A 22,543-nucleotide genomic window follows, 5' to 3' on the forward strand; every position below is an offset into this window, starting at 1 on the left:
TTTTTTTTGAATGTGCTACAACAGTAATATTTAATTTAGTTGAGATGTTTTGATAGCAAGTGATTGTTTGCAATGCAGTGATAATACGATTGTATCTACCAGGGCCATTAGTGGGTAAATGAAGAATTACGATATGATATTCAAATTGAGGTTCATGGGCTTTTTCATGCTTTAATTCTTTCACTTTTGTTACATAAACATCACTTTTTAACAATGTTTCAAATGCAGCTCGATTAATTGCTGATACATATTGCCTTTTGGTATCCTCGCTAACCTTTTTAAACCTGTAATTTAATTCATTTTCACGTTCAAGCTGGTGTCTCTCGCCAGGATCCAAACCAAATTGTGTTCCAAAGTCATTGACACCATATTTTTTTATTCTTTCTTTTTTTACCTTTTCATCTTCTTCCTCAATATCTACTTCGGGTAATTCCTTGTCTATAAACAGCTTGCTATACTTAGCTTTTTCTGTGAATTCTGCATATCCCTTTTCGGTTTTCTCTTTATCTAACTTATTGATCAAACAAAAGAAAGCAGTATGATTATATTCAAATGGCTTTTTCCTCAATAATTCCTTTGGCAAATGCTCCGGTAAAAAGTTAAGTTCATCAATCATTAATTCACCAAAACGCAACCAGTATTCTGTTTTCATAATACCCCTCAGCATAGTTACCTCATTCGGATCATAATCTAACCTCTTTTGCTTTTCGTTAGGGAAATTTATTTGAGCATAAGTAAACGTCCGAGATATTGGGAAAATACAATCGCTACCCTTGTATCGCTTCTTCCCTAAAATGTAATATTCTTTATTTTTCCTAGCTTCCTCTTCGTTTCTATATGAAAGATCATCATCTTTTAACAACTTTTTAAAGCGATGTCTTGCAGCACTTTCACTTATGTCAAACACTTTTCTGAACTGTGCTTTTAACATAAAATTCAGGTGATGGGTGATTAGATAAACATAGTCGTGATAATCTTCTAAAATAAAAAAGTAGATATTAGGAGAAATGCTTGCATTTGAAACGTTGAATCTAGGGATAACAGTAGGTGCATTTTCGTTGTTGCGTACACTTTCTATAGATATTTGTTTAGGTTGATACATTAAGGTTCCCCTCCCCTCTTTAATAAACTTCAATATTGCCATTATAATACTCACGGGCAAATGCTACCTTCTGGGCAATATCTTCGTATTTGTATGATTTTCCGTAAATTTCAAGACATGTAACAACTCCCGTGTCTGGATGACGATAAGCTGCGTCAGGCGTTGCTTGGAATTTACCTTTACTATGAGTTGCTGTGATTTTCTCTTTAAATGCTTCGTAGATCGGTAATTGTGAAGCCTTATCTTGAAGCTCCCCTTCTGTGATCCATCCATCTCTTAATCTTTCGTTTTCCTGAAATTCCTCCCACTTATTCTCAATCTCTTTATCGGTTTTAATAGAAAAATACACTTCAGCAAGTCTATTATCGTGTTCAAAATTCTTAAGGCTACTACCATAACGGTGCTGTATCCCTAACTTTTCACACTCTTTAATACCTTTAGTGCCAATAAACACTTTTTCTTCTTGAACGTCATAGTACCTTGAGTTATTCATTTGTTTTATACGTCCATCGGTTATCCCATAATTTTCTTTCAGTTGTTGTATAGTGACCACTCCTACACGACCTATTGCTTTTAAACTAGCTAGTTCAGATGGCCTTAATCCTCTTTCTACATATAGCTTAGCCATTTTATTTCACCTCCTTAAAATACAAAAAGCACCACACGACTTATTAGCCGAGTGGTGCTCCCACTTTTATTGATATTGATTTAATTTACCTTACTTGATGTGCACTCTTAGATTGCTAGTGTTTTTCAAGAGATGCGACAGCATCTCCTGCGCCTTCGGGGCGCTGACCCGAGCCACCGGCAGGTTCCCAAAGGGTTCCGCACGACGAAGACTCAGACCGCCACAAGCGGCGACACAACGTGTCGGTTTGGATTCAAGCGGAGCGATGAATCCAAACTCTGAAGTCGGCGCAGAAAGAAAAGCAACGCGGAACAATGCGAAGCGAGTGACGCAGTTGTTTTTCTTTCGCGCAGTCGAAGGAACCCTGCTTTTTATGTGCAGCACTCTTTTCAATTTGTGAGTGCTGCACATACTGATATGAAGAGCTTGCGAAGCAAGCGAATGTGCAGAGCGCGTATGCGGGGTGCAGGACTCTGCACCGCGCTGATATTGTGCACCTCTGTTATTACTATTATAGCAATTCGGTATTGCTGAATGAAAATAAAATCCGAAGGATTTTATTTTCAAAGATAGATCGAAGAGCTGTCTTGTTCGACTGGAACCAAACCCTTCGAATTTGGTTGATGTTTATCTCGAAGAGATGCAAAAGAAGTTAAAATGGAAGTTCGTAGAAATGCCCTGCAAGCAATCCGGCGTAAGGAGGATTGCTTATATTTTTTTAAACCGAAGGTTTGGAAGTTTCCGGTTGTCCGAAGGAACGGCTGAATTTAAGCCAAGATAAGGAAGAATAGTCTTCGACTATTCTAAATCTACAAAAAATGGCATGAGGGAGGTCTAACCATTGATATGACTGCATATCCTCTTATTAGTAAATTTGGGTAACCAGCGGACAATCGTTAGAAGTAAAAAAAGGGTTTGCAAGCTGCAGTTGATGAAGAGACTAATAAGCGCATTTCAAAAATGGGGTTTTGGGAAAAGTTAGGATTATTATTCAAAAAGAGTTAAAAACAGCGAAGGGGGCTCTCTTCGTTGTTTTTTTATGTTTCCCGTTTCCGATATGCTAAATCTGTGTGTAAAAATGGCTTAAAATAAAAAAAAGAATGGGAAACACAAGCGGGAAACATATTGGGCTTACTAATAAGAGAGGTGAAAAGCATGTGTAGCGGAGATTTTAAACGGAAGGTTCAAGAGCTAAACGAACAATTAAAAACTGGTGTTAAAGATAAAGGTCTTTATGATTTAATTGAAAAAATTGTAAGAGAAGATAGTGAAATGAGAAAATGGATCAAAGAAGATAAATCTATGAAAAAAAAATCATGAAAAAGAGTGGAAACAATACGGTAAATCTGGTCACTTCGATGAAGAAAAAGGTTATACGTGCGATGGGTGCGGTTGCCCTATTGATTGGTGATCATGTTAAATATGACGGCATGATCCGTTGCGTTGGTTGTTGGGTCGAATTTGAAGCTAATACCTTCTATAAGAATAATGAAAGGCCTTAGTAATAGTTAATAAGGTCTTTTTTTGTGGTTTAATTGTATAATTTAGTTAGGTAATATATATGTATTACATGTAATTTAATGTATTACATCTTGATACAGTGGGGGTTCAATCGGTATAATACAGTTATAAACTATAAATATAACGATATTAATGTAATACAAAATTAGTTATTTAGGGGGGATTGTAATGCAGGAAAATCAAAATGAGAAACTTGTAAGCGAAGATGTGATTACAAATAGAAGTGTTCGTTTAGCTGAATCAACACATAAAAAAATGAAAGAATTAGCAGAATCTCGTAACAAGTCATTAGATGAAGTGCAAAAAGAGCTATTATCTCTGTATGCTCGCGTTTCACTACAAGATGATAGTGAATTTGGTACACAAATAGAGCAAGTGAATGACCTGTTAATGCGTGTTGGAGAGCGGTTTTCAAGTATGGTGACACATGCAAATATTAAGATTGAAAATCAAGAAGAGCGTTACCAAAAACTCAAAAATGAAACATCCGAAGAAATAAAAGAGTTGAAAGAAACAGTTAAAGAGTTAAGGAAGCAGTTCAAGGAAAAAGAAGAGGAACATAAAGAGCTAGTTGAAAAAGAACGTGATGCTAAGTTAAGTAAGTGGAAACTACAAGAGCAATTGGAGAAGCAGCAAAAAGAGAGTGAAGAGCGTATTACAGAATTAAAAGATGCCATTACAGCAAAAGATGAAAAGATTGCTGATAAAAATGAAAAAATCGATAACTTAGAAGAGAACATTAAAAGCATGGAAGAAGATTTAGCTCAAATTGAAAAAATGAGAAAAGATTTTGAAGCAGAAAAAGATGTTATGACTAAGGATCATAAAGCAGAGACGGACCGATTGAGATCAGCTATTAGCGAATCGAAAGAATATACAGATCAACAAACTGATCGTATTGAGGCACTGGAACGTGAAGTGAAATCTCTGCAACAAAACCATAGTTTAGAATTAGAAAGAACAAGAGAAAAACTGGAATATGGGAAGGAGAAGGCATTGCTGCAAGCTGAACGTGAATTCCAGAAGAATTTAGCTGAAGTTCATGAACAACATAACAAAAAAATAGCTGAGCTGTATGAACGATTGCAAGTGCAAGATAAAGAATAATAAAGTGGGTGCTGCACAAGTTTGCACCCACTGAGTATCAGGGGGAAATTAACGCACAAGCCCTAAGATGGAGGGGGAAGAAAAATCGCCCCCTATTATTAAACTAGGGTTCATAAGCCACCAGTTGCATCATACAGCATTAAAACACTCGCAGACAACAAACACCTCATAAATTGTGTACAAGCCGTTACAGGGCAATCTAGCGCTGATATGTTCGAACCTATTTTCGGAGAGATATAGGGCGAATTAGATCAGAATCAGGCGTAAGTTTAATAAAGGAGAGTTCTATCACTAGAGCTCTTTTTTTACACACCTACCTCCTTATAAATTACATGTAATTAATTTTATTTTTACATTTCCAAATATTGGGTGCTGATTTGGGTATTTGCACAAACCAACCCTAACTGTGGTTTTAAGATTTTTGAGAAGGTCGGTTTATCTTAGTTGCAAGTAGTCTCACAATCGAAGCCACTTGCTTTGTTTTGCTGTTTAAGACCTAGCCAACCAGTGTTCTTCAGATATAGAAGATAGTGGTGAGGATACAGCTTCTCTATACTCTTGGTTTTGTTTTTTGTAGTAGAGCTTATTGAAAGTATAATGCCTTAGAATACCAATTGTTGTATCTACCTTGTCTGGCCCATTTTCCAAAATACTTTTAACAATTGTGTAGAAATCTACGTCATTAATGAAGTTATAGTCATAAGCAGTAGCCGTTGAGTCTATATAAGTGTTGGTATTGTAAAATGTTTCTATTTCAATAACTTTTAATGAATCATTTATAGGTGGAACATTACCATTACCATAACCTTGAAGATTATAATCGTAAATTAATTTTTTAACTGTCATAGGTAATTTAAGTTCTTGTAATAAATTACCAAATGCATTTTCTTCTTTATCATGTTTTTTCTCATCTTCTTGGTTAAGGTTATGTTCTTTTTCTTTATTTTTTATTTCATTATTGAAATTTTGAGTTTGTTGATTATTACTTATATGCTGATTTTGAGCTTCCCATTTTGAACTTCTCATTTTGAGCTTCTGAAAATCAGAAGTAGAAGAAACGCCTAGTACATCAACAGCTTCAGCCAACAATTTCTCTTTTTCTTCTTCGCTAAAAGGTTCGACTCGATAGAAATATTCATATTCCCAATGCTTACCATTTCGGTACTTAAACTCGATAATGTAATTAGCTTCAACTAATTCATCCCAAGCGTTCATTGTGCTTGTTTTTTTGTTTTTGCCAAAACGTTTATATAATTCAGTTTTGTGTAATTCCCACTTTTCGACGTTATAGCTCCAAAGGTTAACAATAAGGCCGAGAGCTTGAAGAGAGATTTCTCCTTTTTCTACTGCTTGCGCAGTCGTGTTTGGAACCTGAACATAATCTTTTTTCAAGTGGATTTTCTTCATTAAAGCCATAAATAAAACTCATCCTTCCTTTTTTGAAAGGAAAACAAAAAGGATAATTTTTTGATTGGTAAGTAAACCTAAAAATTCCCCAAATAAAATCCCTTGAAAAACTATTGAAAATACAATGTAAATACTTTCATACTATCAGAAATATATGGTTTCCTTTTTCGTAGGTTCCTTACCGTGGTCGTTGCACGGTGAGATTGGTAATTAGAAAGTGTTGGTAACACTTTTGAGCAAAAACGGAGATCCTTTTTTTTATTTTCCCGTTCATCATGTATTTTCATGAAAATTTCCATTTAAAATCGAAACTAAGATTAAAGTAACACATCATAAATGTTCTGGCTCTTACTGGCGAAAACAAAAAAACAACCTTTTGCAACTTTAGCAACAAGATTGTTTTCACAAGGCTAATAAGGTTTTAAAAAGGTAGTAAATTTAGAAGCAAATCTATATTTAACTGACAATCCTGAAGGAGACCTTTAATTGTTGATTAAATACGGATCTTCGTTAGTCAATCACCCCATAATCTTCTAATAATCTTCGGATAGCTTTATTAAGTAATTTAGATTTATCCCCTTTTACTCCTCGACTGGCGATCTTGTCTACCTCAACAGCGAGATCAGGATCCATATAGAAACTAGTGAACACCTTTTTGTTCTTTTTTATTTCCGATGCAGTTACTTTTTTCCCTTGAGCCAAACGCTTCAGATATTCATCATCTTCGTTATTGTTTTTGTTTTTATCTTCAACATTATCATATATGTCATCATTGTTGTTGTTTTCATTATTATTTATAACATTTTTGGTATCTTCAATGTTGTTGTCTTTGTTATCTTCATCATACTGATTAAAGAATGTTTGTGCAGCAGTCTTATTTTTGATTTTATCCTTCATCGACACGTTGTTTCAACTCCTCAACAAATGGTATGTAATACTCCAAAGCATTTTTTAACTCAGCGCTTTCTTCAAATCCATTAATAGCCAAACGTCTTGTTGCAGCTTTTCTTTTTATGCTTGTCTGAAATTTCAATCCGGGATATTCTTCTTCTACTGCTTCTTCCATATCTGCATTCTCTTTCGCCCTTGTGTCAATTAAAGAGAACAATATACCTGCGGTTTTTAGTTTAGGATTATATCGCTCTTTTGCTCCCTCAATGATCTCTAAAAACTTCGGAATTGCATAGTAAGCAAAAAGACTTCCATCGAACATCACTACAGCATAAGAACCAGCTGGTGATTGGGTTGAAAGCGGTAGTATGGTTTGTTCTGACAGCGAAGGTGGTGTATCGATTATAATATAATCGTAATCGTTCATTACTGGTTCTAATGCTTTCTGTAAAGCATCTAATCTTAATCCTTTTTCATACATTTTTCTTGCCAATGTTGCTAAGAAATCGTTTGAAGGAACAATGTCTAAATTTTCACGAACCCTTATAATGTAAGGTCTTATATCTACTTTTAAAATCCCCTCTAAAATTGTCTTGTTTTCAAATACGTTACATACGTCATATTCTCCCGTAAGAAAAGAAGTTAAGTTAGCTTGTCCATCTAAATCCAAGCACAAAACTTTTGCTTCTTTACTTAATAAATAAGCAGTGATTCCACTACTTGTGGACTTGGAGCACCCTCCCTTGGAAATGCCGAATGTTATTATCTTTGCTGCCATTTTAACACCCCTCTCATAATTAATATCAACTTATATGACATAGTTATATAACTATTTTAACATTATATTACAAAATATCAATAACAACATAAATGCAAATGAAATATAATTAAATAATATATATTTTCATATATTATCATTTTAGTGTTGTTTTATACAATAATATATATATCAATGTTTTAATTGTGTTATATATTTATAATATGTTACAAAACATATGTTAATTATGATATACACATATATATTGTTATGTTATTCAACTTTAATTTTTACATCAACAAATTCATACTAATGTACTTTTTCTATGTGTGTGTTGTTTTTTCCTGTATGTAAAAGGGGATGAATTTTACTTTGGATCGGAGTAGTGGGAAATTTCAGCATTTCTTGTTATGGAGAAGTTTTTTATAAAGGTTACGGATAGTCGGAAAAGAGGAAACGATTGACGGTACTCTAGAAGGTGGAGGGCTAGAAATTCGATTATAAACAACATAATTATCTGTCTATTAATATCGGATCTTTGCTCTTAAAAAGAGACAATTTAGATTAAAAGATGCACAGATAAATAGAAACCAGTGTTGTTTTTTGATGAAGTTTGGTAGAATAAAAGACATAAGAAAAACCCCTACTGTTTGGCGACGGCGGGGCTTTTCGAATCATTGGAAGGACAATGCCTTCACATAGGGTATCTATACCCTTTATTTACATTGTATAATAATAATATACCACAGGCATTGTTTCCTTTCCACCTTTAAAGGAGAGGAAATTTATGAAAAACGCTTTTAATTTAACTCCGCAAAATGTGGAACACGCTAAATATCATGCTTGGTTCCATCATCATGATTCTGATGGCTGGATTACAGTTGCTAGGAGAACGACCTCCGATAAGTGGCAGCAATATCACTATCAGCCTGAAGAGCTGGCCGACCAGTTAGGAAAATGGTTGGGAGAGGATGTTTATTTTAGTCAAAATACATTCTTTAAACCTCAACGTAGCATTGAAAATATCCGTCAATTAAGGTCACTTTATATAGATTTAGATTTTTATTTACTAAATTTTGAACCATCATGGATTCTTGGGAAATTGGAGCATGAATTTTTCGGTGAGTCCCTCCCCGATCCTAATATCCTTATTTTTTCTGGACAAGGTATCGTTTTAATTTGGTTATTAGAACCGGTACCATATAAGGCGTTACCTTTATGGCAGTCTATACAAAATTACTTCTTGGGGTTGCTTAAAGATTTAGGTGGGGATGAAAGGGCATCCGATGCGGCTCGAGTATTTCGCATTGCAGGAAGTGTTAATAGTAAAAACGGAGCGGAAGTAAAAGCCGAATATCGGCATGATTATAGGTATGAACTCCGACAGATTCAACAGGATTACCTGCCGGAGTTAAAAACAGAACTAAGCCCGGCCCCTGGAAAAAAGCAACGTGGCCGGAAGAAGAAGGTTGCTCAGCTCTTCAATACATACAAACTTCACTATGCTAGATTATTAGATTTAGTGAAGTTAGTAGAGCTACGAGATTATGAGGTCAGTGGTTACAGAGAAACTATTTGTTTTTTATATCGCTATTGGCTGTGTTGCTATTCCAATGACCCTACAGAAGCTCTAAATCAAGCACAGACGCTCAATTTGCAGTTCAGAGATCCTTTACCTCTCAAGGAAGTCGAAAGAGCTACACGAAGCGCAGAAAAGGCCTGGGAAGCTCGAAACAATGAAGAAGCTAATCGCCTTGCTATTGAAAAAGGGTATCCAGGAGCAGGTTACAATCTACGAAATTCTAAAATTATTGATTGGCTTGATATTACCCGAGAAGAGCAAAAATACCTAAAGACAATAATTGATGGAGTGGAAAAGCGCCGAAGGAAAAGAGAACGGGACAAACTACGGAAGCGGGAGGAAAGAGGATCAGTACCCCGGGAAGAGTATATAAAACAGCAAAAACAAATTAAGGATAACAAGTTACTGTTATTACAACAAGCGATACAAAAATACCCAGAGTATTCAAACTACAAGTTGGCCAAGTATTTAGGCATTAGTGAATCCTATGTTAGAAACCTCAAAAAACAAATCAAGGACTAATGCGCACTGGTTGTCGCCCTTAAATTATGGGCGTTAGCCTGGTTCTCTAGACAAGGGTGTAGGGGTGATGAGTTTGTCTGAGATCTTACTCCTTGAATCTTTCGATGCTTGAGGTATTTCCCGGATATTATTCTGCTTATTGATTGCACTAAGACCCTTTTACTTATTGCGCACTGGTTGTCGCCCTTAAATTATGGGCGTTAGCCTGGTTGTTAACTTTTTGTATATTCTTTTAAGCTGTCTAGGATTCTTAGTTGTTATTTTCTCTATTAATAACCTTAATATCTCACGACCCGGCGAATGAGGCATTTGATGTTATGTCTCATTTGTTTTTTTTTTAGATTCTTTGATGAAACAATATTAGGGTTATTAGGTTAGAGTATTAAAGGAAAAGTTATCGCTACGTTTAGCCAACTTTAATACTGTTGATGGGGTTAAATTTTATAGATTTCTTTTTATATGAGGGAACAATCTCTTCTACTTTACTGTATTAAAGAGATGTATCTGGGTCTGGTATAATTGTTAGAATTAGATTATTATATTTAATAGGTCAATGTAGGTTTAGCTTATTTAAAGTAGGTGAAGTAAATTATGTTAAGGTTAGCCACGGTTTTTAGTGGAATTGGTGCTATTGAGCATGCTTTAGAAAGAATGAATATTCCTTATGAATTAGTATTTGCTAGTGATAATGGAGATAGGGAACTTGATATACCTTTTGAGGAAATCAAAGGTAATTTAGATAATATTCCCAATCCTGAAGATAAAAAGAATTATATAGACCAACTTTATGCAAAATGTAGAAAGACTAATTTTGTAGAAAAAAGTTATTTTGCAAACTACGATATAGAAAGGTCAAGGTATCATCAAGATGTTCGTTTTATAGATGGTACCTTATATGAAGGACAAGTTGATTTATTTGTTGGGGGGAGTCCTTGTCAATCTTTTTCTATGGTAGGGAAAAGAGGAGGTTTTGATGATACAAGGGGGACTCTTTTTTATGAGTTTGCTCGATTAGTAAAAGAAATAAAGCCAAGAGTGTTTATTTATGAAAATGTTAAAGGACTTTTAAATCATGATGGTGGGAATACTTGGGCAATTATGCAAAATGTTTTTGATGAATTAGGATATAAATGGGATTATAAACTTCTTAATGCTAAAAATTATGGTATTCCGCAAAATCGAGAACGTTTGTTTGTTGTAGGATTTTTAAATCAGGATGTTAATTTTCATTTTCCTAATCCGATTCATTTGAAATTAAAAATGAAAGATTTATTGTTAGATAATGTTGCTGAAAAATATTATTTAGGGCAAAAGGGAATTAAGTTTGTTACAAGTGAAAAAAATATAAGAAAACAATATACGCAAATTAATGGTGAAATTATGCTTTGTCAAAAGGCTAATCAGCAATTTAATTGGCATGGAGACTTTGTTTTTGAAGAAATAGAAATGAATTATGATAATGTTGAGGGTGAAGATGTACATGAAAAATATTTTTTATCTGAGAAACTTGTAAATTATGTCCTTGCAAGTGGAACAAAGGATTTCTATTCTAAGCCTGAAATTGATTTAGATGTAGCACGTCCTTTACTTTCAACGATGCATAAAATGCATCGAGCTGGAGTGGATAATTATGTAACTACTAAAGGTAGAATTAGAAAGTTAACTCCTAGAGAATGTCTTCGATTGATGGGATTTTCTGATACATTTAAAATTGTTGTTTCTGATACTCAGATATATAAGCAAAGTGGTAATTCTATTGTAGTGGATGTTTTAATTCATATTTTAAAAGAAATAATGAATGTTGAAGATTTTACAAAAGATTCGTTTTATCAGTTATCTTTAATATGAACTTAGTATTTTTATTTACTAAAAAGGGATGATGGTTATGACAGTTTTAGATGTGATTAATCCTGATATACAGAGTTATTATGTAAAAGCTCCAGTAAAATTTAAAAAGGTTACTTCTGCTGGAGTGTCATCAGGAGGAGCTACGCTTTATTTAAGTCAAACACCTTCAGAATGGGAAACTTTTGATAACTTTTTTAATAATTTTGATCCATCTAATGTGTATCGCTTAACTAAACAAGGGTTAATAGAATATTTATTGAGTGTTAAATTTGAATATATTCTTCATATAGCTCCTCCAGTTAATAGGATATATAGTGGGGATGTTTCTTTAGATTATTGGAAACAAAAATATGAAGAGTTAGTGAATTTAACAGAAACCGAGATTAATAACCGCATAGGTATACGACGTCATATGGCTAGTAATCCAGATAGATTGTATATAGGGACTTCAGGAAGTGGGTTTGATTTTTTAAGAAGTGTTGCTATACCTGATATTTCGGTAATGCAAATTGAAAAGGTTGATAACGGAGATGGAACATTTATTTATAATTTCAAGCCTGTATTAAAGGAGAATTTTGATATAAATAGAGATTCTGAAGTTGATGATAGTCTTGCAATACCTGATGATCAAGTTGGGAAAAATTTAATTTTGTATGGAGCACCTGGTACTGGTAAGAGTCGTGATTTGGATAAGAGGTATGCTAATGGAAATAGTCTGAGAGTTACTTTTCATCCAGAGTATACTTACCATGATTTTGTAGGAAGTTATAGACCTGAACCATTGTATAAGAAGGTTAATACTTATACATTTGTAACTGTAGAAAATGAAACTTTTGATAAGGGAGAACCTTATATTAATTATAGTTTTGTGCCAGGACCATTTACATTAATTTTAGAAAAAGTATATCGGTCCTTACAGGATGTTGAACCACAAATGTTTACGTTAATCATTGAAGAATTAAACCGTGCTAATGCCCCAGCTGTATTTGGTGATTTATTTCAATTACTAGATAGAGAAAGCGATGGCGAAAGTACATATGGTGTAACCAATCTTGAAATTTTAAAATACTTAAAAAGTAAGGGAGTTATTGATTCTGCTCAAACGGAACTAAGGATTCCATGGAATTTGAATATAGTTGCCACTATGAATAGTGCAGACCAAGGAGTATTTGTAATGGATTCAGCTTTTAAAAGGCGTTGGATTTTTGAATATAGTCCAATAAAACCAGAGGATGCTATTCATAAAAATGAAGCTGTTTTTTACGATGACAAGTCTGTTAGATGGGCAGATTTTATTAATACGATTAATGATTTATTAGCAAATCATTCAGTTAATGAAGATCGGCATATTGGACCATATTTTTTAAAGCCTGGGGAGCCTTCTCAGAAAAAAATTATTTCGTCTAAATTATTAATGTATCTTTGGGATGATGTTGCACGCCTTAAACGTTCAAAGATTTTTGTAGAGGGAATAAAAACTTTTTCTCATCTTGTTGATTTATATGAAGGTGGAAAGCCTGTTTTTCAAATAGACTTTAAATATATACAAACCTCAATTGAGTCTCAATTGGATGAAGAAGAGGAAGCTTCAAATATAAGTGAAGATGAAGCAAATGAATAATATTAATTTATACGATAATTGTTTTATTGAACTTGATGAATATCCTTTTGATAAGTATGATGGAAAAATTCCTAATGAATTATTTATAAGAGGAATATGTGTTAAAAAAGATGAAAAGTTAGTTTTTAATTGTACAGGATTTATGGTTATACATAATCAAATTTTTGTAGTTTTTCCAAAAGGTTATGTTATTCCTAAAGAGCATATTTTATTAAAGAAACATATTCGTCTTTTAATTGATGTTTTAATTAAATATAGCCGTGATAGTAGTTTAGAACCCGTTGAGGGTTCGCTACTAGGAGGTTTAGGAACGAATTCAGAATTGATTGCTGCTGCATTTTGGTTGATAAGAGATTACTTTGATTATGGTATTATAAATTTTCAACGTCAAGATTATGGGATAAATCAAAGTGCAAATATTAATTGGTCAAGGACAATTAAAGGTGTTAATCCAGTTATATCTAATAAAAGTCCTGTATATCTAGATTTGGTAACTAAAAAAAATACTCACCATGACCATTTGATTACCCAAATCCACCAATATGTAGTGGAACAGTGTTTGGATTTATATGGTTGGTTATTTGATTATGACGAAGGAGTTCAGAATGAGTATGATTTACCTTACGATGAAGATTTAGTTATATATTTATTAGATATGGAAGCCCAAAGGACATTTGAAGATAGAAAATCTAATTTATTTTTAAATTTAAAGGAGTTTATAACAGGAAGTCACAATCACTCGAAGGATAGTGTTATGACTTTTGTAACACCTTATTTTCATACTGTGTGGGAAAAATTTTGTCATTTTCTTTTTTCTGATAATGAGGTTCCTGAGCTTCCGAAACCTTATTGGGAAGTTAATAATACAATTGCTAGGACTGAACAAATTCCTGATGTGATGTTTAAGGTAGATAATAGGTTAGTTATATTAGATGCCAAATATTACAGAATAAAATTTGCCCCTAAAAAATTACCTGGATGGGGTGACTTAGTAAAACAATTTTTTTATAGACTCACTTTAATGAAGGATGAGAAGGACTTGATTGAAAATATTTTTATTTTTCCGGGTCAGACTAGGAATGTTATTGAATATTTAGGGTACGCTGCCGTAGAGGAGATGCCTAGTTTAGGAAAAATACATGGTTATACATTAGATATTCATAAGGCTATGGAGCTTTATGTTAGTAATAATAAAGGTGATTCTAAGGAAAAGTTGTTAAGTTTGTTAAAATCCCCTGAAAAGGGGAACTAAAAAGGATTAGCAACCGAAGTTTTTTGTCGCTGAGAATGTTGATGGATTGCAAAGTGCTAATGAAGGACAAGCATTTATTAAATACTTACACCAAATTACAGCTCAAAAATTTAAGAGGAAAAGGAAAAATTTCTATTGAAGAAATTGAAAAAAACAAGAATGAAAAGGGAGCTATTCCCACATAGGAGAATGGCTTCCTTTTTCTTTTATAAGAGGGGTTTAGTTTTCTTTACTTCGTTTAGTATTGTTCCGTTGTCGTATGGTTGTGAATACTTTATTTTTCCACACTTTTGACACTCTACATCACATACACGCTTATAAATTAATTTTTCTTGCTTTGATAGGTGTTTTGGGGGCGTTTCAACCCCGATGACTAACAAAACACCTCCACACTCACATATAAACATTAAATATTCTCCTTAATCCTTTAAATGATCACCTATTTGAAAATACAGCTTTGATTTTACTACATTTCTAGTTGTTAAAACAGGATGAGCCTATATGTTCATCTACCGTGAAACATCGTGGAACATTCTGTTTGAGTTTTTTTTTGTATAATGGAGTAGTGATCATAAAAAGGGTAAAGAGAGGAAAGTTACTTTGTTAGTATTTATTGATGAATCAGGTTGTACGGGCTTTAAGTTTGGAAAGGGCTCTTCGAACTTTTTTCTGGTAACGATGGTTTTTTTTGATGATAATAAGTTAGCTGAAGCTACTTCTAATAGTATAAAAGAACTTAGAGATCCTTTGAACTGGAGCAAAGAATTTCATTTTAAAGAACTCCCAGATAAGGTGAAGCAGGCTTTTTATGATAAGGTTATTTCTAATAATTTCTTTTATCGATCCATTGTAATAGATAAGAGATTAATTTACTCCGACTACCTTAAAGGCAATAAAAAAAAGTTTTACAATTATATAGTTGGGCAAATGGTGGCATTTGATGGTGGTTATCTTAAAGATGCAAAGGTTATCGTAGATAACTCCTGTGATAACGCATTTAAAACTGAGTTGAAAGTTTACATGAGGAAAAAAGCAAGAGAAAACGGATATACGATTAAGGATATTAAATTCAAAGATTGGCGACAAAACTCATTAGTTCAAGTACCAGATATGATTTGTGGTGCGCTGTTTAGGAAATTTGAAAGAAACGATTCAAGTTACTATAAGCAAGTGAGGAAAAGAGAAAATAATTTATGGCGTTTCAAATAAAAAACGGCCATATTAGTTAGCAAAATGCACGCCTCAGCTAGTTGAGACAATTCACTAATATGGCCCCGGTAGTACTTATATATGGTCAAAATCACAAAAAAAATACACCCAACGGGTGTTTTTTTTGTGATTTGCTATTTCCATTCTTAAATGGAACAGGTAGTCATCAGGAGACCCTTTTCGCAAAATCATCTTCGGTACTTTAATTTTAATATACACCTTAACAAAAAGTAAAGAGAAATTGTCAAAGGTACTACTCAACCGTCCATCAAAAATAAGGGCATCAGAATATGAATATTTCACTGGATTAGAACCATCTTCACGGACTGGTGGCGGACTAGCGGATTCACTCTACATATGGCAGTAGAGTAGCCTTTACTGATAGTGGCTCTCTTCTCCGCCCTACCGGCTCATTCCGACCGCAATACTCAAGCATGATGGAGAGAGGACCACTTCCTCAACTCACCATGTAAATTTAGATGAATTAGATCCCCACATTCGCTACCATTGACTTTGCTTTTGTTCGTGTAGTGAAGGCATTGCAGGCGTGCTAAAAGAAAAGCCTAGAGGCTCACCTGCAACAAATGCTAACACGAACAAATCGATTCTAAGCATCCGCTGGTGGGGCCCCGTCCCCTTCCACCGAATACTAAGAATCGGGCGCTGCAGTCAATGGCAAGCAGCTACGCTCTCTATCCGTGAAGGTGGTTCTATTTTTCCGTGACGAGTGCTCATTTCGTCCGAGAAAGTGGTTCTTACTGACCGAAACATCCAGGATAATACTTCCTGCAACCCCTAATAAAAATACTTGTAAATGGTTCTTTAATTTTATTTTTTGCATTTTGTTATAATTTTATTAAAATGTCCAACAATATTAAGTAATTGATGAGCAATAAATATTTTTTTGCTAACAATAATTAACAAATGTATCTCTGCTGTTGACGGAATAAAAAATGATGAATATAATAAAAATAGAGATAAGGGTAAGAAATTACCTACGAGGCGTTTCACCGCCATGAGTGTGAGCTTTAAAAGTGGGCGTTTCACCGCCATGAGTGTGAGCTTTAAAAGTGGGCGTTTCGCTGCCAAAAATGCGAACTTTAAAAGAGGTGTTTCACCGCCAAAAAGTGTGATCTTTAAGAGGTGTTTGACTGCCAAAAGCGTCAAACAAAAAGTAGTGGGTTTTTATCCACTACTTTTTTTGTATCCAGGGAAGGGGAAATTATGGAATTAAAAGAAAGTAAGTTGTATTTTTTTAGAGTTACTGATCGTTACATAAGTTTTTTGCAAAACATAGACGGTAAAATAATGAATAATCGAAATGAAAACAGAGAAAGAATTTATTTAGGTATATTATTTACTATTGGAAGACATCAGTACTATGCACCGATTACTTCCTACAAAGAGGACAAGCATGGAAATATAAAAAATAGCGATCAAACGTGCTTTATCATCTATGGAAAAGATCGTGAAGAAGATGAACCTAAAAAATTAGCACTAATTAACTTAAATAATATGTTTCCTGTTATCCAAAGTGAAATATTTGTAATTGAATTTGATAAAGAAGAAGAAAAATATAAGGACCTTCTAGAGAAAGAATATAGATTTGTAACAAGTAATCAAGATAAAATCATTAGGAGAGCTTTGAAATTACACGAATTAAGAACAAAGAAAAACATCCAGAAAATAAATCGATTATGTTGTGATTTCACTAAATTAGAAGAAGAATACGTTAAGTTTGTTAAATAATAGATTAATAGGTAAACATAAAAAGGACAGAATATTAATCTGTCCTTTTTATGTTAGTTCGTGATTTCAATGAAAAGTTTGGTAAAGATTTAACTGAAATGATTCCGTTCGTAAATTCATGCTGGAAGAACTCCCTCAGAAAGTTGCAGAGAGAGTAAGTAATACCAAAAGGATGACCTCTCCAAGAGGAGAATCATCCTTTTTTTTAGCGCAACTTTTGTCGTAGCGTATGATTGAATGGTATCGTAAATACCTGACCACCCTAAACAGGTAGGTAATGTAAGCTTAACCTAATTCCCACCAAAAATATTGTTAAAATTTTCATCCAAAAATTTAGACATTTTAGTTGCTTGAAACGACCAAGTTTGTCCCTTTGTTTGCGGATAATGAACAAATCCACCGTTTTTGCTATCAAGCAGTTTCTTGAATCTTCCAGGATATAAAATGTTTTCTTTTATCCACTCTGATTTTTTATTAATACGTTTTTCAAGGTCCTTCATATTCCAATACACACCAGATAATTCATTCTGTTTTAATTCCTCATATTCAACTTTTCTAATTAGTACCTTATCGTCTGGAATTGTAATAACTATTTCGGCTTTTAGTTTTTGGAAGATTTGAACCACCCCAGGAGAAAATATATTTGTACCACTAGTTCTTCTTATTCATTATTTCAGTTTTAACAAGTATTAACCTACATATGTTATTGTTTATTGCGGTCCTATATTAAAGACCGATTTTAACGACAGCATTATCGCTGAATTGCTTAGTAGGCCTCACATACTTTTGAAGTGTAGCGACATTCTTATGCCTAGTCTGCCTTTGGATCTGTCTCTCGGGGATCCCTTTTAATGCACTTGTAGTCACAAAACCTGCTCTAGCACTATGACCTGAATATAAGTCAGGATCCAGTCCAATCTTCTTACAATATTTTTTTACAATCGAAGCCACAGTTTTATCATTGATATGCCCCGACTTACTTCTTGGATCAAAGGATGGGAAGAGGTAACCTTCAGTAATATCTGCAACCTCCAGCCACCTTTCCAGTGTTCGGATTGGACAGGTTTTGGGGTTACTGCCATAAGGCAAACTAACCTCTTGTCCTTCGGCGAGTGTATCCGTCTTGCTTCGGTTGATATGAACAATAATGCCTTCTCGCGTTCTTTCTAAATCTTCTACTCGAACGGTCGTAAGTTCGGAACGTCTTAGTGCCCCTACAAAGCTGATAATAATAATGGTTCGATCCCTTAGGCCGACTTTCGTGTTTGGAACCACCTCTAGGATCTTCTGCAAATCCTCCAAAAGCAACGGATTCTTCCTCGTTTGTTTGGTTCCCTTTTCTTTTTGAATCCCCCGAAAAGTCTTACGAACGAATTCATTTTCAATCGGGCTGGCTAGTCCGACAGTTTTATGGGCTTGACTAATAGCTGCCATCTTCTTTTTAATAGTGGCAGGTTTGTTGTTCTCTGATAAAACAGTTATGTATCGGACAATGGTTTCCGGTAACGCAGGTAAAGTAGAAAACTGATGTTCCTGGCACCACTCCTCAAAATCTCGCCAAACTTGTGTGTACACTTTCTTGGTTTTTTCAGCGAGGGAATTCTCCATATAGAGCTTCGCCCGGTCGTCAATGGATTGAATCGTAGATGGCAGATTTTTATTTTCTTGTAATTGAGGGGTTGAAGACATTAAAAAATCACTTCCTTTTCGCTTTGGATTTTTACCGAGAACCATCCCTTCTCGGGTAAATATTTTGAACGCAACTTTATATTTAATAACGTGTGAGTATTTATTTTTTTGTTTTAACTTCCTCTAATTTTATCTATTTCTCTCTGGGTATCTTCAATCTTTTTTTTACGTTTTTCTTTTTTCTTCTTTAATACTTCATCCATAGAAGGTTGTGGTAAAGATTCCGGCCACTTTCTTAAATCCACTACCTTTTTCATTTTTAATAACACACCTTTCTTTTTTGTTTCTCTCTCTCGGCGATCAACTTAGCTGAGGATCTTATTTTCTGTATAAGTTATTTAATGACGTGTGAGAACGTAAAATACAGCACACCTTACAATACGTTTATCTTAGAATCATCATAGTTTTTCCAAGGTACGTCAAGTAGAATGGTTTCACATGGAGAGAACAATGAAATCTAAATACAGGAAAACCTATCAACTTGTTTTTTATAGTAACTCCTCTTCCATTTCTTTTATTAATTCACTTGGTCTTATATTAAGTTGATTCGCTAAAACAAAAACCGTGCTTAACCCCGGTTGACGTTTTCCGCGCTCTAGTAAACTAATAAAAGTTCGATCTAAATCACATAAAAGTGCTAACTTTTCCTGGGATAAATTATTGTGCTTTCTATATTTTTTCAAAACTTTTCCAAAAGATTGACTAATATCCATAGTCTCTTCTCTCCCTAAAAAATCAATTTATAGGGAGTTTCTTAAAAACGCGACAAATAGTCTACGGACAATTGTCTACAAATGTAACATGTTATATAATTGTAATTGGCTAATTTAATAGATAAATTAACCGCAGTAAACAAAACTTTTGATTTTATAGTCATATAAAATTGAAATGGGGAGGTGAGATCATGGAAAACCTAAAATATTGGTTGGTGGTTTATCAAATGAAAACAGGAGATTTTAAAAATGCAACTATGTTAGCAGAATCGAGTGATGACACTGAAAAAGTGAGTGAAAAATTTGAGAATGAATTCTCTGATTACCGTGTCATTCATATAGGTGAGGGTGAGTTTCCCCCAAAAACGTACCGTTCTTTAGAATACATATAATAAATACCATTCTCTTCATAACATCAATACGATGTTATGAAGAGGTTTTTTATATTGTTCAATGAGTCAGGAATAAAATCCCTTTGTTGGAGATAGGTCATTGAAATGCACGCGTGCAAAATCCCGTACACGAAAAAACTAGATATATTAATGATTTAAGTATTACTAAGGGGAGAGATAGCGTCATTCCGCGTGCAAGTGTGCATTGTATATTAGAATCCAATAAATTAGCTGTAACTGTAGAAAGGATACTTACATGTTAGATTTTCTAGATGAGAATTTAAATATAAAATTGTTGAATAACAATCTTCAAATGACAGCAGACTTCTCCGATGATTACCACGACATTAATTATTTCATTTATTTGTTAAGACCATTATTTCCTAAAGACAAAAAGTGGTATGTGCTTGATTTTACTAGTGAACTATCAGGATATGTTGAGCAAGCATCTTTGACGGATCATCATTTAACGAGACTTCATGAAGAGGTTTTGTCAAAATTGTTTTTAGAGGTATATCATGACCGCAAATTCAATAGTGATTTTCCTTATGAGTTTAAACAAGAGCAGAAATTCCCCTCTGTCTTTGCACCAGTATGTAATCGATTAGTCCATTTTCCGGAAAGATGTATCGGTAAATATTTACAACATATTTGTACCTACATAAAAAAAGAAATTGAACAAATATTATCCTGTCATATCACCTTCAAGGAAGGGTGTTTTCATTTTCACATTCCGTTTATTGATCACAACCCAAGTATTAACATTCAAACAGCAATACTTAATTTTGATAACATGGAGGACTTTATTCAATATATTATAAGTTCACTTAAGGAGCTAATCCCTTCTATAGTACCCTATAAACGTCATTTGTCTCAGTTAGAAAATTGCTATATCAAAGGGGAACAATCCCCACCACCTGATATCTTTTGTGAACATTTATCGCAAAAGGCTTATATAGAGAAAGATCAAATCTTACTTTATAAAAATGTAAAAGAAAATGCCTATAGACTTTCTTACACAGGTGGGAAGGCAAAGGATCGTTTTAGTGAGTTACAAAAAGAGTTTAATGGAAACCTTAAGTTAATTAGTGTTGTAGAAATAGAAAGCGAAAGACGTAGCGCCTTGTTAAAGATTTTAAAAGAAGAATATAAAAGTAAAAAGGTCAAAAATACTTCTTGGTATAAACTTGAAATGGGAGATATTCTATATTTTACTACCCATTCATTTGTATTAAGACTGCCACCTCTAGAGGAAAAAAATTTTATTGAAGTTTGTTCTGAATGCGCGGAACTTTTGTACTTCCCAAAATTCAACGAAGTTTATCACTGTGAAGATTGTAATTCATATTTATGTTTAGGTTGCCGGACTATGGATAGACATAGGTGCAATAAAGTGAAATAACAAATTGTACGGCCAAAGATAAGTGTATATAGATCTCCATAGGAAGGATTAGTCTGTATAAAAATCTTCGTTCGAACAGGACAGTATCCCTGTAACAGTAATTTTAAAAATAGAGAGGCCAATATGGCTATAAAAACGGTGTTGTTTAATTATTTGATATATAAGGAAGATAAAAGTGCTGTAATTACAAGGGTTTTCAGTAATTACTATGAACCAATAATAGTTTTAATATGTCTATGAAAAAATTAGCCTGTATGGGTAATAAATTAATATGAAATATCATTTACTATCACTTTGCTATCAATCTTCCTTATCCTTTATTTATTTATTTTGCAATGATATAATATAAGTAGATTATATTTAATTTTTATCGATTGTTCGACGACCTAGCGCGTCGTTATTAACACAAGAATCTCTCAAGAGAGTTAGATTCTAATCTCAATAATCATAAGATTATTGAAGCATGGTCTAATATGGACGATGTTATTTTTTATGTCTGATTCGAGAATCGTAAGAAAGTAGAGCCGATTGCTTCTACTTGCTACTCTTATATCTTGTCAGGACAGTGATTTCAAATCCTGATTAACAGGTAAACAAAGACACGATAATCAATCATAGCCGGTGAGTCGTTTAAGTATCCCTATAGACTTAAAACAGAACCGATAGTTTCTGTTTCTATAGTGCACTCACAATATTTAAAGCAAAACAAAAAGAGGATTTTTTAATCCCCTTTTCATTTATAGGAAAGCTGGTTTTCCTGGGCTAAGATCCTCGTTGACTTTTTTATAATGCGTTATATACTTGTCTATTTCTAAATTAATAAAATGCACTTCATTCATTCCGCAAAACTTATTTGACGTTTTGCAGTATTTTTCTATATCCCTTTCACTTATCCCTTGGGTAGACTTACCCTCATTCATCCTCTTAAAGTCTTTTCTTGCTCTTCCTTCTAGATTGACCCTATCTGTTCGTTCATTCCTTCTTGTAATAGTTTGTTCCCAAGCATAATAGGCTTCATCTATATTTTTTTTTGAATGTGCTACAACAGTAATATTTAATTTAGTTGAGATGTTTTGATAGCAAGTGATTGTTTGCAATGCAGTGATAATACGATTGTATCTACCAGGGCCATTAGTGGGTAAATGAAGAAT

Annotated in this window: 21 protein-coding genes; 10 read left to right on the top strand and 11 right to left on the bottom strand. The window is 33.8% G+C overall.

Translation table 11 applies throughout. The features are described 5' to 3' along the window. Positions 1-1,102, bottom strand: a 1,102-nt coding sequence (locus tag J0N78_RS24630) for a hypothetical protein (protein ID WP_209125725.1), incomplete at its 3' end; no start/stop codon positions are given. 19 nt (positions 1,103-1,121) lie between these two features. Continuing rightward, the gene (locus tag J0N78_RS24635; protein ID WP_209125726.1) at positions 1,122-1,730 is read right to left on the bottom strand and encodes a hypothetical protein; all 609 of its coding nucleotides are present in this window, start codon (positions 1,728-1,730) and stop codon (positions 1,122-1,124) included. A gap of 1,155 nt (positions 1,731-2,885) precedes the next feature. On the opposite strand from J0N78_RS24635, the gene J0N78_RS24640 reads away from it, so the two are divergent. Together J0N78_RS24640 and J0N78_RS24645 are read left to right on the top strand one after the other, a co-directional pair. Next, the gene (locus J0N78_RS24640) at positions 2,886-3,050 is read left to right on the top strand and encodes a hypothetical protein (RefSeq protein WP_209125727.1); all 165 of its coding nucleotides are present in this window, start codon (positions 2,886-2,888) and stop codon (positions 3,048-3,050) included. A gap of 369 nt (positions 3,051-3,419) precedes the next feature. Then, a complete protein-coding gene (locus tag J0N78_RS24645; RefSeq protein ID WP_209125728.1) occupies positions 3,420-4,358 on the top strand; it encodes a coiled-coil domain-containing protein in 939 nt (312 codons plus the stop codon). Positions 4,359-4,847: 489 nt separating this feature from the next. On the opposite strand, the gene J0N78_RS24650 is transcribed toward J0N78_RS24645, so the two are convergent. The 3 genes from J0N78_RS24650 to J0N78_RS24660 form a co-directional block, all read right to left on the bottom strand. Further along, a complete protein-coding gene (locus J0N78_RS24650; RefSeq protein WP_209125729.1) occupies positions 4,848-5,774 on the bottom strand; it encodes a hypothetical protein in 927 nt (308 codons plus the stop codon). A gap of 501 nt (positions 5,775-6,275) precedes the next feature. Next, positions 6,276-6,668, bottom strand: a complete 393-nt coding sequence (locus tag J0N78_RS24655) for a ribbon-helix-helix domain-containing protein (protein WP_209125730.1) — start codon at positions 6,666-6,668, stop codon at positions 6,276-6,278. Continuing rightward, positions 6,652-7,434, bottom strand: coding sequence for a ParA family protein (locus J0N78_RS24660; protein WP_209125731.1), 783 nt, complete (start codon positions 7,432-7,434; stop codon positions 6,652-6,654). The genes J0N78_RS24655 and J0N78_RS24660 overlap by 17 nt, the downstream gene beginning before the upstream one ends. Before the next feature lie 766 nt (positions 7,435-8,200). Here J0N78_RS24660 and J0N78_RS24665 point away from each other — a divergent pair. From J0N78_RS24665 to J0N78_RS24685, 5 genes are all read left to right on the top strand, one after another. Continuing rightward, positions 8,201-9,517, top strand: coding sequence for a DUF4398 domain-containing protein (locus J0N78_RS24665; protein ID WP_209125732.1), 1,317 nt, complete (start codon positions 8,201-8,203; stop codon positions 9,515-9,517). Between the two features lie 591 nt (positions 9,518-10,108). Beyond that, positions 10,109-11,365 carry a DNA cytosine methyltransferase gene (locus J0N78_RS24670; RefSeq protein WP_209125733.1) on the top strand — a complete coding sequence of 419 codons (1,257 nt, stop codon included), beginning with the start codon at positions 10,109-10,111 and terminating at the stop codon, positions 11,363-11,365. 37 nt (positions 11,366-11,402) lie between these two features. Further along, a complete protein-coding gene (locus tag J0N78_RS24675; protein WP_209125734.1) occupies positions 11,403-12,986 on the top strand; it encodes an AAA family ATPase in 1,584 nt (527 codons plus the stop codon). After that, on the top strand, positions 12,979-14,238 hold the full coding sequence (locus tag J0N78_RS24680; RefSeq protein ID WP_209125735.1) for an LlaJI family restriction endonuclease: 1,260 nt from the start codon (positions 12,979-12,981) through the stop codon (positions 14,236-14,238). Before J0N78_RS24675 ends, J0N78_RS24680 begins: the two co-directional genes overlap by 8 nt. Positions 14,239-14,838: 600 nt before the next feature. Continuing rightward, complete coding sequence (locus tag J0N78_RS24685) at positions 14,839-15,447, top strand: DUF3800 domain-containing protein (protein ID WP_209125736.1); 609 nt, start codon at positions 14,839-14,841, stop codon at positions 15,445-15,447. A gap of 828 nt (positions 15,448-16,275) precedes the next feature. On the opposite strand, the gene J0N78_RS24690 is transcribed toward J0N78_RS24685, so the two are convergent. Then, on the bottom strand, positions 16,276-16,605 hold the full coding sequence (locus tag J0N78_RS24690) for a hypothetical protein (RefSeq protein ID WP_209125737.1): 330 nt from the start codon (positions 16,603-16,605) through the stop codon (positions 16,276-16,278). Positions 16,606-16,671: 66 nt separating this feature from the next. On the opposite strand from J0N78_RS24690, the gene J0N78_RS24695 reads away from it, so the two are divergent. Beyond that, complete coding sequence (locus tag J0N78_RS24695; RefSeq protein ID WP_209125738.1) at positions 16,672-17,196, top strand: type III toxin-antitoxin system ToxN/AbiQ family toxin; 525 nt, start codon at positions 16,672-16,674, stop codon at positions 17,194-17,196. 290 nt (positions 17,197-17,486) lie between these two features. Here the strand turns inward: J0N78_RS24695 and J0N78_RS24700 are convergent, their stop codons facing one another. The 4 genes from J0N78_RS24700 to J0N78_RS24715 form a co-directional block, all read right to left on the bottom strand. Continuing rightward, the gene (locus J0N78_RS24700; protein WP_209125745.1) at positions 17,487-17,813 is read right to left on the bottom strand and encodes a DUF771 domain-containing protein; all 327 of its coding nucleotides are present in this window, start codon (positions 17,811-17,813) and stop codon (positions 17,487-17,489) included. Positions 17,814-17,922: 109 nt separating this feature from the next. After that, a complete protein-coding gene (locus J0N78_RS24705; RefSeq protein ID WP_209125739.1) occupies positions 17,923-18,804 on the bottom strand; it encodes a site-specific integrase in 882 nt (293 codons plus the stop codon). A 194-nt stretch (positions 18,805-18,998) separates the two neighbouring features. Beyond that, entirely contained in the window at positions 18,999-19,142 is a 144-nt protein-coding gene (locus J0N78_RS24710; RefSeq protein ID WP_209125740.1) for a hypothetical protein, read from the bottom strand. 231 nt (positions 19,143-19,373) lie between these two features. Continuing rightward, on the bottom strand, positions 19,374-19,598 hold the full coding sequence (locus tag J0N78_RS24715; RefSeq protein WP_209125741.1) for a helix-turn-helix domain-containing protein: 225 nt from the start codon (positions 19,596-19,598) through the stop codon (positions 19,374-19,376). 191 nt (positions 19,599-19,789) lie between these two features. On the opposite strand from J0N78_RS24715, the gene J0N78_RS24720 reads away from it, so the two are divergent. Continuing rightward, positions 19,790-19,990 carry a hypothetical protein gene (locus J0N78_RS24720; RefSeq protein ID WP_209125742.1) on the top strand — a complete coding sequence of 67 codons (201 nt, stop codon included), beginning with the start codon at positions 19,790-19,792 and terminating at the stop codon, positions 19,988-19,990. Positions 19,991-20,246: 256 nt separating this feature from the next. Next, positions 20,247-21,392 (top strand): hypothetical protein, encoded by a 1,146-nt coding sequence (locus J0N78_RS24725; RefSeq protein ID WP_209125743.1) that lies wholly within the window; start codon positions 20,247-20,249, stop codon positions 21,390-21,392. A 737-nt stretch (positions 21,393-22,129) separates the two neighbouring features. Here the strand turns inward: J0N78_RS24725 and J0N78_RS24730 are convergent. Next, on the bottom strand, positions 22,130-22,543 hold a 414-nt coding region (locus J0N78_RS24730), incomplete at its 5' end, for a hypothetical protein (protein ID WP_209125744.1).

Origin of the sequence: Alkalihalobacillus sp. BA299 (assembly GCF_017745675.1) — a bacterium.
Classification (GTDB): Bacteria; Bacillota; Bacilli; order Bacillales; family Bacillaceae_F; genus Alkalihalobacterium.

Bases quoted from the DNA above. Each gene is read 5' to 3' on its own strand.
- J0N78_RS24635 (WP_209125726.1), bottom strand. From the start codon at position 1,730: ATGGCTAAGCTATATGTAGAAAGAGGATTAAGGCCATCTGAACTAGCT.
- J0N78_RS24640 (WP_209125727.1), top strand. From the start codon at position 2,886: ATGTGTAGCGGAGATTTTAAACGGAAGGTTCAAGAGCTAAACGAACAA.
- J0N78_RS24645 (WP_209125728.1), top strand. From the start codon at position 3,420: ATGCAGGAAAATCAAAATGAGAAACTTGTAAGCGAAGATGTGATTACA.
- J0N78_RS24650 (WP_209125729.1), bottom strand. From the start codon at position 5,774: ATGGCTTTAATGAAGAAAATCCACTTGAAAAAAGATTATGTTCAGGTT.
- J0N78_RS24660 (WP_209125731.1), bottom strand. From the start codon at position 7,434: ATGGCAGCAAAGATAATAACATTCGGCATTTCCAAGGGAGGGTGCTCC.
- J0N78_RS24665 (WP_209125732.1), top strand. From the start codon at position 8,201: ATGAAAAACGCTTTTAATTTAACTCCGCAAAATGTGGAACACGCTAAA.
- J0N78_RS24670 (WP_209125733.1), top strand. From the start codon at position 10,109: ATGTTAAGGTTAGCCACGGTTTTTAGTGGAATTGGTGCTATTGAGCAT.
- J0N78_RS24675 (WP_209125734.1), top strand. From the start codon at position 11,403: ATGACAGTTTTAGATGTGATTAATCCTGATATACAGAGTTATTATGTA.
- J0N78_RS24680 (WP_209125735.1), top strand. From the start codon at position 12,979: ATGAATAATATTAATTTATACGATAATTGTTTTATTGAACTTGATGAA.
- J0N78_RS24695 (WP_209125738.1), top strand. From the start codon at position 16,672: ATGGAATTAAAAGAAAGTAAGTTGTATTTTTTTAGAGTTACTGATCGT.
- J0N78_RS24705 (WP_209125739.1), bottom strand. From the start codon at position 18,804: ATGGAGAATTCCCTCGCTGAAAAAACCAAGAAAGTGTACACACAAGTT.
- J0N78_RS24710 (WP_209125740.1), bottom strand. From the start codon at position 19,142: ATGAAAAAGGTAGTGGATTTAAGAAAGTGGCCGGAATCTTTACCACAA.
- J0N78_RS24715 (WP_209125741.1), bottom strand. From the start codon at position 19,598: ATGGATATTAGTCAATCTTTTGGAAAAGTTTTGAAAAAATATAGAAAG.
- J0N78_RS24720 (WP_209125742.1), top strand. From the start codon at position 19,790: ATGGAAAACCTAAAATATTGGTTGGTGGTTTATCAAATGAAAACAGGA.
- J0N78_RS24725 (WP_209125743.1), top strand. From the start codon at position 20,247: ATGTTAGATTTTCTAGATGAGAATTTAAATATAAAATTGTTGAATAAC.